Source organism: Streptomyces sp. NPDC050806 (assembly GCF_055586425.1).
Genome location: NZ_JBVJIF010000003.1, coordinates 693,523 through 707,878 on the forward strand (window position 1 = coordinate 693,523; position 14,356 = coordinate 707,878).

12 protein-coding genes are annotated in these 14,356 nt (G+C 75.2%); 10 read left to right on the forward strand and 2 right to left on the reverse strand.

The features are described 5' to 3' along the window. Nucleotides 1-68 precede the first annotated feature (68 nt). From ACZ6WH_RS12400 to ACZ6WH_RS12445, 10 genes are all read left to right on the forward strand, one after another. Nucleotides 69-1,253, forward strand: coding sequence for a glycosyltransferase family 4 protein (locus ACZ6WH_RS12400; protein WP_469727883.1), 1,185 nt, complete (start codon nt 69-71; stop codon nt 1,251-1,253). 8 nt (nt 1,254-1,261) lie between these two features. Then, nucleotides 1,262-1,987 (forward strand): class I SAM-dependent methyltransferase, encoded by a 726-nt coding sequence (locus tag ACZ6WH_RS12405; protein ID WP_361556995.1) that lies wholly within the window; start codon nt 1,262-1,264, stop codon nt 1,985-1,987. Further along, nucleotides 1,984-6,771 carry an alpha-(1->3)-arabinofuranosyltransferase domain-containing protein gene (locus ACZ6WH_RS12410; RefSeq protein ID WP_469727885.1) on the forward strand — a complete coding sequence of 1,596 codons (4,788 nt, stop codon included), beginning with the start codon at nt 1,984-1,986 and terminating at the stop codon, nt 6,769-6,771. Before ACZ6WH_RS12405 ends, ACZ6WH_RS12410 begins: the two co-directional genes overlap by 4 nt. Beyond that, on the forward strand, nt 6,768-8,180 hold the full coding sequence (locus ACZ6WH_RS12415) for a condensation protein (protein ID WP_469727887.1): 1,413 nt from the start codon (nt 6,768-6,770) through the stop codon (nt 8,178-8,180). Before ACZ6WH_RS12410 ends, ACZ6WH_RS12415 begins: the two co-directional genes overlap by 4 nt. Beyond that, the gene (locus ACZ6WH_RS12420; RefSeq protein WP_469727888.1) at nt 8,177-8,929 is read left to right on the forward strand and encodes a class I SAM-dependent methyltransferase; all 753 of its coding nucleotides are present in this window, start codon (nt 8,177-8,179) and stop codon (nt 8,927-8,929) included. The genes ACZ6WH_RS12415 and ACZ6WH_RS12420 overlap by 4 nt, the downstream gene beginning before the upstream one ends. 2 nt (nt 8,930-8,931) lie before the next feature. After that, nucleotides 8,932-9,969, forward strand: coding sequence for a DMT family transporter (locus ACZ6WH_RS12425; protein WP_469728016.1), 1,038 nt, complete (start codon nt 8,932-8,934; stop codon nt 9,967-9,969). A gap of 14 nt (nt 9,970-9,983) precedes the next feature. Beyond that, nucleotides 9,984-10,244 carry a Trm112 family protein gene (locus tag ACZ6WH_RS12430; protein WP_469727889.1) on the forward strand — a complete coding sequence of 87 codons (261 nt, stop codon included), beginning with the start codon at nt 9,984-9,986 and terminating at the stop codon, nt 10,242-10,244. Then, nucleotides 10,241-11,074 carry an FkbM family methyltransferase gene (locus tag ACZ6WH_RS12435; protein ID WP_432853892.1) on the forward strand — a complete coding sequence of 278 codons (834 nt, stop codon included), beginning with the start codon at nt 10,241-10,243 and terminating at the stop codon, nt 11,072-11,074. The genes ACZ6WH_RS12430 and ACZ6WH_RS12435 overlap by 4 nt, the downstream gene beginning before the upstream one ends. Beyond that, a complete protein-coding gene (locus ACZ6WH_RS12440; RefSeq protein ID WP_469727890.1) occupies nt 11,049-11,759 on the forward strand; it encodes a hypothetical protein in 711 nt (236 codons plus the stop codon). The genes ACZ6WH_RS12435 and ACZ6WH_RS12440 overlap by 26 nt, the downstream gene beginning before the upstream one ends. Before the next feature lie 132 nt (nt 11,760-11,891). Continuing rightward, entirely contained in the window at nt 11,892-12,923 is a 1,032-nt protein-coding gene (locus ACZ6WH_RS12445) for a rod shape-determining protein (RefSeq protein WP_361557016.1), read from the forward strand. A 265-nt stretch (nt 12,924-13,188) separates the two neighbouring features. Here ACZ6WH_RS12445 and ACZ6WH_RS12450 read toward each other — a convergent pair whose 3' ends face one another. Further along, the gene (locus ACZ6WH_RS12450) at nt 13,189-13,785 is read right to left on the reverse strand and encodes a histidine phosphatase family protein (RefSeq protein ID WP_432853895.1); all 597 of its coding nucleotides are present in this window, start codon (nt 13,783-13,785) and stop codon (nt 13,189-13,191) included. Further along, nucleotides 13,778-14,329 carry a thioredoxin gene (gene trxA / locus ACZ6WH_RS12455; RefSeq protein WP_432853898.1) on the reverse strand — a complete coding sequence of 184 codons (552 nt, stop codon included), beginning with the start codon at nt 14,327-14,329 and terminating at the stop codon, nt 13,778-13,780. Before trxA ends, ACZ6WH_RS12450 begins: the two co-directional genes overlap by 8 nt. Nucleotides 14,330-14,356 lie beyond the last annotated feature (27 nt).

The window sequence follows — 14,356 nt, forward strand, 5'->3', positions numbered from 1 at the left end:
CCGCACGGCTCAGTACGCAGTACGTCCCCCACCCTAGGTACCGCACCCTGAGACGAGTTGGAGCGCTGATGCCCCAGCACGTGCCGCCGCTGCCGCACGCCCCTGCCCTGGAGCCCGTACGCCCCTGGCGCGAGCCGGTGCGTCCGCACGCCCGCAGACCGTCCCGTACCGCCGCGCCGCCCGTTCCACGCCGCATCGTCTTCCTCGCCCGCCGCGACCTCGGGAACCCCGCGGCGGGCGGTTCCGAACTGCTCGTCGACCGGCTCGCCGAAGGGCTCACCGCCCTGGACCACCAGGTCACGCTGTTGTGCGGCGGGCCCGCCGCACACCGCGACTACCGGGTCGTCTCCGCGGGCGGCGACGCCGGTCACTTCCTGCGCGTCCGCAGGCAGTTCGCCCGCCAGGTCGGCGACTGCGACCTGCTGGTCGAGGTGTGCAACGGCATGCCCTACCTGGCGCCCCTGTGGCACAGCGGGCCGACGCTCTGTCTGGTCAACCACGTCCACACCGACCTGTGGGGGCTGCGCTATCCGGCCCCCGCCGCGCGCCTGGGCCGCAGCCTGGAGCGCTGGGCGCTGGCCGGCACCCATCGCGGCAACCTGATGGTCGCGGTCTCCGACTCCACCGCAGAGGCGCTGCGGGACCTCGGCGTACCGGGGGACCGCATCCGGCTGGTCCACAACGGCGTCGAGGAGCCGGGCCCGCTGCTCCCGAAGTCCCCCGAACCGCTGTTCCTGGCCATGGGCAGACTCGTCGAGTACAAGCGGATCGGCCTGCTCCTGCGTCTGTGGGAGCGCGTACGGCCGGTCACCGGCGGCCGCCTGGTCATCGTCGGGGACGGGCCGGAGCGCCGCCGCCTGGAGGACCTGGCGGGCCCCGGCGTCCGCTTCACGGGCCATGTGAGCGAGCGCGAGAAGCACGAACTGCTCTGCCGCTCCTGGCTGCTGCTGCACCCCTCCCTGATCGAGGGCTGGGGCCTGGTGGTCATGGAGGCCGCCGCCCGGCGCACCCCGGCCGTCGGCTTCGACATACCGGGCCTGCGGGACTCCGTGCATGACGGGGTGACGGGCCTGCTCGCACGAGGGGAGAGCGCCTTCGCCGCCCACTGGTGCGCGCTCGCCCTCAGCGGGCAGCGGCGCCACGCGATGGGCCGAGCGGCCGAGCTGCGCGCCGCCCGCTTCCGCTGGAGTGCCACGGTCCGCAGCTTCCGCGCGGTGGCCGCAGAGGCCGCCCGCACGGCGCCGGGGAGGTGACGCGCGCGGTGCGTGATCCCTCCCTGCGCAGGTCCGTCGCGCTCTTCCGCGCGTTCCTGCGCGAGCAGACCGACCCCGAAGGCTGTTACGGGCTGCTCGCCCGGGACGCCGCCGACCAGCTGGAGCGCTACGGTCCGCTGTCCGGGGCCGTGGTGGCCGACGTGGGCGGCGGGGCCGGGCACTTCACGGCGGAGTTCCGCCGCCGCGGCGCGCTCGCCGTGCTCCTGGAACCGGACCCGGCCGAGCTGTACGCGCGCGGCGCTCCCCCCGAGGGCGCGGTGCTCGCCGACGGTTACCTGCTGCCGCTCGCGGACGGCGCGGCCGACGTCTGCTTCTCCTCCAACGTCCTGGAACACGTCGCCGACCCGCACACCTTCCTCAGCGAGATGGTGCGCGTCACCCGCCCCGGGGGCCTGATCTACGTCGCCTTCACCAACTGGCTGTCCCCCTGGGGCGGCCACGAGACGGCGCCCTGGCACTACCTGGGGGCGCGGCGGGCCCGCGACCGCTACCGGCGGCGCACCGGACGCAGCCCCAAGCACACCCTCGGCGAGAACCTCTTCGCGCTCCACGTCGGGCCCACGCTGCGCCAGGTACGCGCCCGCGGGGACGTCGAGGTGCTCGCCGCCCGGTCCCGCTACGCGCCGTTCCTGGCCGGCGCCGTCGCCCGCCTGCCCGGCGTGCGCGAGGTCGCCACCTGGAACCTCCTTCTCATACTCCGGCGGTTGCCATGACCCAGACGCTCGCCACCTCGCGCTCTCCGGGCTCGCCCGTCCCCGGGAGCACCCCGCTGTCCGCACCCGGGGGGCCACCACCGGGACGGCCACGGAGGCGGAGCCGGCTGCTCGCCTTCTGGGCGGTGTCCTTCGTCGCCTTCCTGGCGCCGTCCCCGGGCAGGATGACGTTCGAGACCAAACTGGGCGTGGCGCTGGCCCCGTGGAAGTTCCTCGGCGACCTCGGGTCCCTCTGGCACGACCGGGCCGGCTTCGGGGGCCTCGCCGACCAGTACATCGGTTACGCGTTCCCGATGCTCCCGTACTACGCGCTGGCCGACCTGGCACACCTGCCGGTCTGGATCGCCGAACGCCTCTGGCTGTCCCTCGTGGTGACCGCCGCCTTCTGGGGCGCGCTGCGGCTGGCCGAGCGCCTGCAGGTCGGCAGTCCCGCCTCCCGGTTGCTGGGGGCCGCCACGTATGCGCTGTGGCCCGCCTTCACCATCGTCATCGGCTCCACCTCGGCCGCCGCGCTGCCCGGCGCCGTCCTGCCCTGGGTGCTGCTGCCGCTGGCCGACCCGCGGCGCAACGCGCGGCTGGCGGCGTGCCGTTCGGCGGTGCTGATCCCCTTCATGGGCGGCGTCAACGCGGCCTGCACGATTGCGGCGCTGCTGCCCGCCCTGCTGTACGTGCTCACCCGTACCGGCTCGCGGCGGTGGAGGTTACTCGGCTGGTGGCTGCCGGGCGTCCTGCTGGTCACCGCATGGTGGTCACTCCCCCTGCTCCTCCTGGGCGTACACGGCGAGAACTTCATGCCGTACGTGGAGCAGGCCGACGCCACCACGAGCACCATGTCGGCCACCGAACTGCTGCGGGGCGCCGGCAACTGGGTCGGGTACCTGAACTTCGGGGAGCCCTGGCTGCCGGCCGGATGGACGCTGGTGGCGGGCGTCTTCACCGTGATCGGCACCGCGCTCACCGCCGCGCTGGGCCTGGCCGGGCTGGCCCGCCGGGACCTGCCCGAGCGGCGCTGGCTGCTGCTGACCGTGCTGATCGTCGCCGCGGTCGCGCTGGCCGGGTACGGGGGCGCCCTCGGCGGCCCGCTGCACGAGATGGTGCGGGACTGGCTGGACGGCCCACTGCAGCCGTTCCGCAACGTCTACAAGTTCGCGCCCGGCCTCGCGCTCGCGCTGGCCTTCGGGCTGGCGCACCTCACGGGCCTGGCCTCCCGGCCGCGCGCCGGCCGCCCGCTGCCCGGCGGCCGGTACGTCCCCCTGGTGGCCGCGCTCCTCCTGCTGCCGGCCCTCGCCCTGCCGTACCTGAACGGCACGGTCCTGCAGCCCGGCGCCTTCAAGAAGCTGCCCGCCCACTGGCAGCAGACCGCCGACTGGCTCGCGGACCGCAGCCCCGACGACCGGGCGCTGGTCGTCCCGGCCACCGCGCACGGCCTGTACACCTGGGGCTCCCCCATCGACCAGCCGCTCGACGTGCTCGCCGAGTCCCCTTGGGCGCAGCGCGACTTCGTCCCCTTCGGTACGAAGGGCTCCCGGCGCACGATGGACGCCGTGGAGCAGGCCCTGATGACCGGCTCCGAAGTGCCGGGGCTGCGCGGCTTCCTGAGCCGGGCCGGGCTGTACAACGTGGTGGTACGCAACGACCTGGACCCCGATCAGATCGGCTACGTTCCCCCGCAGACCGTGCGGCGCACCCTCGTGGCGTCCGGCTACCGCAAGGTGGCCTCCTTCGGGCCGCTGACCACCGCAGGCCGGATCGCCGCGGACACCCCGGTACAGGTGCAGGGGCTGTACCCGAGGCAGCGCGCGGTGGAGATCTACGAACCGGTGGACACGCCGCGCCCCGGCAGGGTCACCGCCCGGGCCGCCGCCGATACGGCGCGGCTCAGCGGCGGCCCCGAAGCGCTGCTGCAGTTCGCCGCCGACCCCGCGCTGCGCGACCGGCCCACGGTGCTCACCGGCGACGCGCTCCCGGGTGTCCAGTCCCCGGCCCTCCAGCTCACCGGTGACGGCCTGCGCCGCACCGACACCCGCTTCGGGCTGGTCAACACCAACACGTCGTACACGTACACCGCGGACGAGCGGAACGGCCCGGACAGCGTGCAGGACCCCGGCCGCCCGCCGCGCCAGATCCTGCCCGTCCGCGGCATCGAGCACCAGACGACCGCCGTGCTGCGCGGCGCCCGCTCCGTCACGGCGTCCTCCAGCGGCAGCTGGCTCTTCCACCTGCCCCAGTACGACCCGGTGCACGCCTTCGACGGCGACCCTGACACCGCCTGGGCGGAGGGCAGCGCGGGCGACCCGGTCGGCCAGTGGCTGAAGGTCGCCTTCCACCGGCCCGTGGACGTCCCCGCGACGCTCGCACTGACCCCGCTGCCCGGCGACGGGCTGCGCGCCGCTCCGACGGCCGTCCGCGTGTCCACCGACCGCGGCAGCGCCGTCAGCCAGCTGCGCACCGACGGCAGCCGCCAGCCGGTCAAGTCACCGCCGGGACGGGCGAAGTGGCTGAAGGTCACCATCCTGGGCTCCCAGCTGCCGCGCGCCGGCGTCTCCGGGGCCGGCATCTCGGAGATCACCATCCCCGGCGTACGGGTCACCCGGCTCCTCCAGGTGCCCAAGGACTCCGAGTACACGGAGGCGCCCGCCACCACGTACGCACTGCACCGCGGCAGCGACCCCGGCGGCCTCTCCCCGGTGTCCGCCGAGACCGGCCTGCACCGCCAGTTCCGCACGGGCGCCGACGCGGTGTACCGGGTCTCCGCCGAGGCGCTGGCCGTGCCGGGGCGCGCCCTGGACGCGCTGCTCACGAAGGCGGCGCCCGATCAGCGTGACCGGATCACCGCCACCGCCGACTCCACCAGCCGTACCGGGCAGTCCCTCAGCCCGCGCAACCTCGTGGACGGCGATCTGACCACCGCCTGGGTCGCCGGGGACAAGCCCACGGTGCATCTGCGCTGGCCGGGCAAGAAGAAGATCGACACGATCGTGCTGCCCGCCGCCGGCGGCATCTCCACGCGTCCCGAACAGATCCTGATCAACTCGCCCTACGGAGCGGCGACCGCCGGCGTCGACGAGAACGGCATGGCCCGCTTCGACCCGATCACCACCGACCGCCTCGACATCACCGTCTCCCGGGTCAAGCCGCTGACCATCCACAACCCCGTGGCAGGGCAGCCGCTCCAGCTCCCGGTCGGCCTCAGTGAGGTCTACCTCCCGGCGCTCAAGAACTACCGCACCCCGCCGCCCAAGAAGAGCGCGCGCTTCTCGGTCCCCTGTGGCAAAGGGCCCGAACTCACCGTGGACGGCGTCCGGTACGCCACGAAGGCCGCAGGACCGGTCCGTGATCTGGTGCAGCGCCGCCCGATCAAGGTCGAGCTGTGCCGCGCGCAGGGCGGCCGGATCGCCCTGCCCGCCGGGCGCCACCGGGTGGAGGCGGGCGACCGCGGGCCCCTCGCTCTGACCGACGTCACCCTCCGCCGCGGCACGGCGGAACGGACCACCGTCGCGCCGCGCCGGGTCATCGCCGGGGCAGGCTGGTCGGGCGACAGCCGCGACGCGTACATCGGCCCGGGGCGCGCGGTGTACCTCCAGACGTACGAGAACGCCAACGCCGGCTGGCACGCGACCCTGAACGGCCGTGAGCTCACCCCGGTACGGGTGGACGGCTGGCAGCAGGCGTTCCTTGTCCCGGCCGGCGGGGGCGGAACGGTGCATCTGTACTACGCGCCGGCAGCGCAGTACCGGCTGGCGCTGATCACCGGGGTCGTCGGCGTCCTGCTGGTCGCGGCGTGCGCCCTGGTGGGGCGGCGCCGGGAGGCAGGGGAAGCACCGGTACCGGTGGCGCCGCCCGCGCCTTCCTGGGTACTCGGCACGATCGTGCTCGCCGCCGTACTGGGGCTCGTCGCCGGGCCGTTCGCGGTGGCCGTGCCGGTGCTCGCACTGCTCGCCCGGGCCCGCCCTGCACTGCTCGCGCCGCTGGCCTTCCTCGCGATGGCGGCGGCCGGCGTCGCCGCGTCCTTCGGAGCCGGTCTCCCGGCCTCGCTCGGCCGCGGCCCGTTCAGCGCCCCGGCCCAGGGCCTCGCACTGCTCGCGCTGACCGCGGCAGTGGTCACGGTGCCACCGGGCCGCCTGTGGCCCGCGGCGCTCCGCCCCCACCGCCGCAAGCCCCGGCCACCCGAGGAGGACGCGGGCGAGGGAGGCGCGGCCGAGGAAGGCACCACGAAGCCGCTCCCGGCCGGAGCGGGCGACGAGCAGCCGCCTCCGCCGTGCGCCACGCCTCCGCCCGGCTCCGAGGACGACACGGCCGTCCTGCCGCCCGTGACGCCGGAGGAGCCGGCCACCGGAGGACCCGTGGCCGGGGAGCCGAAGGCCGGTGAACCCGCCCGGGAAACCACCACCGGGCAGCCACCCTCCACCGGCGAACCCGAACCCGGCGGCCCCTCGGCCGGGAAAGCCGCCGGGAAGCCCACCACTGAGGGACCGCCCGCCGCCGGGGAGCCCGAGCCCGGTGGCCCCCCGGTCGGCGGACCCGCAGCCGGTGAAGCCGCCGGGCAGCCCACAACCGACAGGCCGCCCGCCGCCGGGAAGCCGCCCACCACCGATACCCGCCGTCGGCCCCCGCTCCCCCGCCGGAGGAAGCGCGCCGGCACACCGCCCGAAGGGGCCGACGCATCGCCCGAAGGAGACGAATCCACGGAAGGAGACGCATCCACCGGAGGAAGGGAACCCACCGACGGGGAGCGGCCCGTCGAGGGAGAGGGACCCACCGGGGGAAAGGGGCCCAGCGCATGACCGCCCTCCATCCGGTCCGCGCACCGGGGCCCGCCCCGCGCGCTCTCCGGCCGGTGCCCTTCCCCCTCGTGGACGAGGTCGCCCGGCACTGCGCACAGGAGGCGGAGCCGGAGACCGTGCACGTGGAGGCACACCTGCCGGGGCAGGTGGACGGCGCCCGCCTTCGGGACGCGTTCGGCCGGGCGCTGGCGCGGCACTCGAAGGCACTGCTGCGGCAGGCCCCCGTGCGCTGGTGGCACCGGCGGTACACATGGCAGCCGGCCGGTGCGCCCGACAGGGAGCCCGTCTCCTTCCCCGAGCCGGGCCCCGAAGCGCTGCGCCGTGCCCGGGAACGGGCGCTCGCCGAGTGCCCCTCCCTGGACGCCGCCCCGCCCTTACGACTGGAGGTGATCGCACAGCGGACGACGACCGGACCGGGCACCGCCCCGGACAGCGGCCCCGGCACCGCGCTGCTCCTCACCGCCCACCACACCGCGCTGGACGCCCCGTCCTGCCTGCGCCTGCTGGCGACCACGGCGGAGCTGTACGGCGGCGCGGACAACTCCCCCGCGCCACCGCCCGCACGCGGCACTGAGAGCCCCGTACGGCGTTCCCGGGCCCCCGACGCAGCGGTGCGCCTCGGCCCGCGCCGCCCGGCCCGCGTGGCCGCCGACCGCTGCCCTGCGGCCCAGGCCCAGGGCCACGGGAACGGCCTGCTCCTCACCGAGCTGCCCGTACCGGGCCGCCCACCCCGCGCTCCCGGAGCGCAGGCCCCGTACACCGTCAATGACCAGCTCCTCGTGGCCGCTTGCTTATCGGTGACGCGCTGGAACCAGTTGCACGGGGCCCGCTCCGCCCCCGTGGTCCTCACCATGCCCGTCGACGACCGGCCCCGCGGTACGGAGATGCCGCTCGGCAACGGGACGCGGCTGGTCTCCGTGGGCTTCGGGGCGGCCCCGCGGGGTGCGCCGCCGTCCGCCGGTTCCTGGCCACCGGAACCGGCGGCGGTGGCCCGGCTGCTGCGCGGCACCGCGGTCCGCACCCGCGCCCTGAAAGCGTCCCGCGGGCCTCAACTGGGCCTGTCCGGCGCCCTCCTGACCGCACCCGTGCTGCCGGTCGGCGTGCGGGCCGCGGTGACCCGTGGGGCGCGTGCCGCCGCCGCGCCCTGGACGTCCACCGCCCTGCTGTCCAACATCGGCCGGCTGCCCTACCCCCTGGACTTCGGCGCCGCGGGCGGCCGGGCCACCGGAGTGTGGTTCTCCGCGCCGGCCCGTGTGCCGCGCGGGCTGTCCTTCGGGGTACTCGCCACCGGCGGCCGGATCCAGCTCACGCTGCGCTGGTCCCGGGCGCTGCTGGACGACACTGCGGCGGCGGCGCTGTGCGCCCTGTTCGAAGAAGCTCTCGCGGCGACCTCCTGGAGCGGCACATGACCACGACCGGCGCACGGCACGGCCCCGGGGGCCTGCGCGACTTCTACGAGAACCCGTTGGTGCCCGTCTCCTCAGGGGCCGAACGCGGGCGGCGGCAGGCGCTGATGCTGGCCCGTGCGCTCGGCCCGGCCGGCGGCGGGCGGGCCCCGGCCACCGTCCTGGACGTCGGCTGCGGGGACGGCACCGCGGCGGCCACGGCGCTGCCGTACCTCTCCGGCCACCAGCTCGTCGGCGTCGACTGGTCCCAGGACGCGCTGCGCCGCGCGACGGGCCGGATACCGCTCGTGGTGCGCGGCGAACTGTCCGGTGCCGGGCTGCCGTTCGCCGACGGGGCGGCCGACGCGGTGCTCTTCAGTGAGGTCGTCGAGCACCTGGTGGACCCCGACGCGGCCCTGGACGAGCTGCGGCGTGTACTGCGCCCCGGCGGCCATCTGTTGCTCTCCACACCCAACCTCGCCGCCTGGTACAACCGCGGTCTGCTGCTGGCGGGCGTGCAGCCGGTGTTCTCGGAGGTGAGCCTGCGCGGCATTCACGGCCGCCCCGGCAGCCAGGTCGTCGGCCACCTCCGGCTCTACACCGCCCGTGCGCTGCGCGGCTTCCTGACGGCCGCGGGGTTCGAGGTCGTACGGATGGCGGGCGCGCCGTACCACGATGTGCCGCGCCCGCTGCGCCCCCTGGACCGGCTGGCCTGCCACGTCCCGTCACTGGCGTCGATCCTGCTGGTGCACGCCCGCCGGGCGGCGCGGTGACCGTGCCGGGGTGGGGCGTCGCGGCGGCGCTGCTGGCGAACGTCCTGTACAGCTGCGGCTTCGTGCTGGAGAAGCGGGCGCTGGGCCGGCTGCCCCCGTTGAGCGTCCGGCGGCCGTTCCGTGTCGTGCGGCGACTGCTGGGCAGTCCGCTGTGGCTGGCCGGCTCGCTGGCGCTGGCGGCCGGCTTCGCGGCGCAGCTGGTGGTCTACCGCACGCTGCCCGTGGCGGCCGCCCAGGGCCTGTTCGCGGCCGGTCTGGTGCTGGTCCTGCTGCTGGCCTCGGTGGTGCTCGGGGAGCGGACGACCGGCCGCGAGCGGCTGGCGACGGTGGCGGTGGTGGCCGCGCTGGTGATGGTGGCCGGCTCGCTGCGCGGCGCGGACGCGGCGGAGGTGAGCCGTACGGCGCCGGCCGGCACGCTGCTGTGGTGCGCGCTGCCCGCGCTCGCCGCCGGGCTGTGGCTGTACGCGGCCGCCGGGCGCAGGGCCCGGCGGCGCCACCGGGCGGCGGGTGCGGGCGTGCCCTACGGGGTGGCCATCGGGCTGCTGTACGGGGTGAGTTCGCTGGCCATCAAGGGGCTGGCCGGGCTGCCGGAGGCCGCGGACGGAGCCGGGCCCGGGGTGGCCTGGCCCTCGGACGTCCCTACGGCGCTCGTCGCCCTCACCGCCGTGGGGGCCACGCCGTACCCGTACCTGCTGGTGTGCACGGGAACGGCCGGGCTGGTGCTGTCGCAGGCGGCGCTGCAGCGCTGCCGGGCGTCGCTGCTCGTCCCCGTGTGCTCGGCCGTGAGCGGTGTCGTCGCCGTCGTGTGCGGCACGGTCGCCTTCGGGGAGCCGCTGCCCGCCGATCCGGTACGGCTGGCCCTGCGGCTGGGCGGTACGGCCCTGGCGCTTGCCGCGCTGCTCGCCCTGGACCGGCGTCCGCCAGCGCACCCGCCCGCGCCCGAACCGTCCGCACGGGCGCCGGTCGTGGTGTCCGGGCGTACCGTCTCCGTCACCCGCCGGCGCACGACGGCCGACACCTTCCCGCCACCGGACGCGTAACAGGGAGCTGACACATGAAGCCGGACGACCCGCTGCTGCGGATCCTCGCCTGCCCGCTCGACAAGGGGCCACTGGTCCTCATCACCGCGGACGACGCGCTCTACAACCCCCGGCTGCGCCGCCGCTATCCCATCGTGGACGGCGTCCCGCAGTTACTGCCCGCTTCGGGGGAGCAGGTCTCCGCCGAAGAGCACGAGCGGCTGCTGGCCCGTATGGAGACGGCCGGCGGCGTGCCCGGTGCGGCGGGCCTCCCCGAGGGCGAGGGCCGGCCGTGACCCTTGCCGCCCGGTTCGCCCCGCACCTGCCGCCGCGGCTGCTCTCCGCCGCCACGACGCTGCTCTACCCGCGCTTCGAGCCCGAGTTGCGCCGGCTCGGCGACTTCTGCCGGCCCGGCGGCACGGCGGTGGACGTGGGCGGTTGGTACGGCCCCTGGGCGCGGCATCTGGCGCGTCGCGCGGACCGGGTCGTCACCCTGGAGCCGGTGCCGCATCTGGCGCGGCTGCTGAGGGCCGTGACGCCCGACAACGTCGAGGTGGTGGCGGCCGCGGCCGGTGACCGCACGGGGACCGCGACGCTGTGGCTGCCCCCCGGGGGGCGCGGGGACCGCGGCGTGGCCTCCCTGGTCCGCCGTCGGCTGCACCGCGGCCATCTGGAGGTCCGCTGCCTCACCCTGGACGAGCTGGAGCTGTCCGACGTCACGCTCATCAAGATCGATGTGGACGGCGGCGAACCGGCCGTGCTGCGCGGCGCCGAGCGCACCGTCGAACGGGAGCAGCCGGCGCTCTTCGTGGAGCTGGAGACGCGCATCCAGCCGCTCGGGCCGGTCCTGGAGTGGTTCGCGGCGCGCGACTACCGGGGCTGGGTGCTGCCCGGTGACCGCTGGCTGCCGCTGGCCGCCTTCGACCTCCCGGGGCATCAGGCCCGCACGTCCTACGTGGCGGAGCACGGGCTGGTGCGCCGTACGCTCGTGCCGCACCGCCGCTACGTCAACTCCGTGCTCTTCCTGCCGCGCGGCCACGGCCCCGGAGACGCGGCGTACCGCACGAACCCGGCCGCGACCCGCCCCGTACTGCGCGACGATGTGCGCCATGAGCCCTACCCATGAGCCCGGCCCCGGAGAACCCGCCGACGGGCCCGGCACGGACGTTCCCGGCCCCGGCGGGCGCGGGGGGCCACGTACCCCGCGGAGCCGGCTGCACGAGCCCGAGGGAGGCTCTCAGGGGCCGCTCGGAGTGCCGGGCCGGCTCGGCTTCCAGCTCGTGCTGCTGCGCCGGATGGCCGATCACCAGCCGGGACTGGTGGAGGACGCGCTGCACACCCTGGGCACGACCCGCCCGGAGATGCGCGAGGCGAACCGCCGCTGGCAGGCGATGAGCCACTCCTCCCGGTCCCGCGGCGCGCTCCAGCGGTACCGCTCGGTCCTCGGGCCCCCGGAGACCGACACCGCCCGCCGGATCGGCGACCTGACCTGCCGGGCGCTGACCTGGCCGGTGCCGCTCTGGCCCGATCTGCGCTTCGAGGTGCTGACCGCACCCGGGGGCGCCGTGTGGAACGAGTGGCTGGTGCGCGCCCCGGGTGCGCCGGGCCCCGTACTCCGAACGGCCGAGGACCTGGAACCGTGGTGCTGCACCGTTGACGAGGTCGCACGCGCGTTCCCACCGGCCCGTCCGATGGAGGGCTCGGCACCCACCCGCTGGCGGCTCGGATTCGCAGCTCCGGGGCCTGCCGGGCGCCCGGAGCAGCGGATCGCGGAGTTCACCTGGGGCCTGCTGCAACGCCTCGTCGAGTAGGCGGGCGGGACGGCTCCGGGGTCCCTCGCACGGCCCCGTTCAGCGGGCAGCCGGGCGCGTACGGCAGAAGGATGACGGTCGAGAGGTGTGCTGCCGCTCCTGCCCCAACCGGCCCACCCGCGGAGGAACCCCATGACCACCAGCGTTGCGCAGCTGCGTCGTTGCTCGGTCGCCGTCGACCTCGGCGCGGCGCGCACCCGGGTGTACGTGAAGAACCACGGCCTGATCGTCGACGAACCGACCGTCACAGCCGTCAACATCCGTACCGGCGCGCTCATAGCCGTCGGCGCCCGCGCCGAGTACATGGCAGGCCGCACCCCGGACCACATCCGGGTGGTCCGGCCGGTCTCCCACGGCACGATCGTGGACATCGAGATGGCCCAACGGCTGCTGCGGCAGCTCGTGGGCGACAAACTGCGCCGCGCGTGGCGGCGCAAACCCACCATGCGGGCAGCGGTCTGCCTGCCCTCCGGGAGCGAGCCGCTGACCCAGCGGGCCGCCGTGGAGACGCTCACCGGGCTCGGTGCCCGGCGGGTCGAACTGGTCGACACGATGGTGGCGGCGGCCGTGGGCTGCGGCCTGCCGGTCGAGCAGCCCGAGGCCACGATGATCGTGGTCTGCGGGGCCGGGACGACTCAGGTCGCGGTCCTGTCCCTGGGCTCCATCGTGGCCGCCGAGACGGTTCCGGTCGGCGGCGACGCCATCGACCACGCCGTCGTCCAGCATCTGCGCCTGCATCACGAGCTGATGGTGGCCAGCCAGAACGTCCGGCCGCTGCATCTGATGCTGGCCCGTGACGGCATCCCCGAACCGGGCTCCACCGAGGTGCACGGCCGGGACGTCGTCAGCGGTGAGGCCCGCCGCGTCGAGGTGGAGCCCGACCGCGTGCGCCGCGCCATCTCCGCCCGGCTCACGGGCATCCTCGACGCCATCAGCGACGTACTGCGGCGCTGCCCGCCCGATCTGGTCGCCGACCTCGCCGAGCGCGGCATCATGCTGGCCGGCGGCAGCGCGCTGGTCCCGGGCCTGGAGCCGATGATCCGGCAGGGCACGCTGATGCCCGTACAGGTCGCCGAACGCCCGGACACCTGCGCCGTACAGGGACTGGCCGCGATGATCGAGGGCCAGGTCTCCCCACTGGAGCTGGCCCCGCTGGCCCCCTGAAACGCCGTCCCCGTGGACGCGGCGGAGCCCGCGAGCCGGTCGGCTCGCGGGCTCCGTACGTCTGAGAGGCCCGCGCCCCGTAGAGCGGGACCACGCCCCTTGAAGGGCTGCGGCGGCAGCCGTGTGCCGCGCTTCGGCCGCCACGTGTACGGCGTGCCGCCCCGTACGTGTCGGGGGCACGACCCGCTGCCGCTACGTGCCACGCGTACGTACACGCACGAATACGCCGCACGCACTCGTACGTGCGGCGGGCGCCCGGCCGCGCCTACGGCGTCCGGGTGTTCCAGGCCACCACCGCCGGGCGGTCGTGTTCCGTGCCGAGCACGCCGACCGCGCCGGTCTCGAAGGTGAACAGCGCGCCGGCGGACGCGGGCAGTCCCAGCCGCCGGGCCGTGAGCACCCGCAGGAAATGCGCGTGCCCGACCAGGGCCACGTCACCGTCGTCCGCCCGCAGCCGGGGCGCCAGCCGGGCCAGTACCCGGTCGGCGCGCGCCCCCACCTCCTCGGGCGACTCCCCCGGGTGCCCTTCGGGGCCGGGCGGAACGCCGTCGGTGAAGAGGAACCAGTCGGGGCGGGTGCGGTGGATGTCCGCAGTGCGCACGCCTTCGTAGCCGCCGTAGTCCCACTCGCCCAGGTCGGGATCGACCTCGGTACGGGTGAGACCGGCCAGCTCGGCGGTCCTGCGGGACCGTCCCATGGGGCTGACCAGCGTCAGCGCCACTGTCCGGCCGGCGAGCAGCGGGCCCAGTTCCCGGGCCTGCTCCTCACCGCGCGCGGTGAGGGGGAGGTCGGTCCAGCTCGTGTGCTGTCCCGAACGGCTCCACTCCGTCTCGCCGTGCCGGATCAGCAGCAGCTCACTCACTGCCGGCCTGCTGCTCCTTCTGAGCCTCCTCGACGGAGGCACGGACCTCGTCCATGTTCAGGTTGCGGGCCTGGCCGATGACGTCCTCCAGGGCCTCCTCGGGAAGCGCGCCGGGCTGCGAGAAGACCGCGATGTTCTCCCGGACGATCATCACCGTGGGGATCGACTGGATCTGGAAGGCCGCGGCCAGCTCGGGCTGCGCCTCGGTGTCGACCTTGGCGAAGACAAGGTCCTCGTGCTTCTCGGAGGACTTCTGGAAGACCGGCGAGAACTGCTTGCACGGACCGCACCACTCGGCCCAGAAGTCGATGAGGACGAAGTCGTTCCCGGAGACGATCTCGTCGAAGTTGTCCTTGGTGAGCTCTACCGTGCTCATGTACTTTCCCTGCTTCCGGTCCGGTCGTCGGTATTCAGCCGCGTCAACGGGAGACGCGGAGCGGCGTATTCCTCCAGGGTGTCCCAGATGCCCCGCTCCGCGGCCCGCGCCACGCGGCCGCCCGGCTCCCCTGCCCACGTTGCGCCGTCCTAGACATCCGCAATCCACCGAATCCTGACGCGGTCGGCGCCCGGG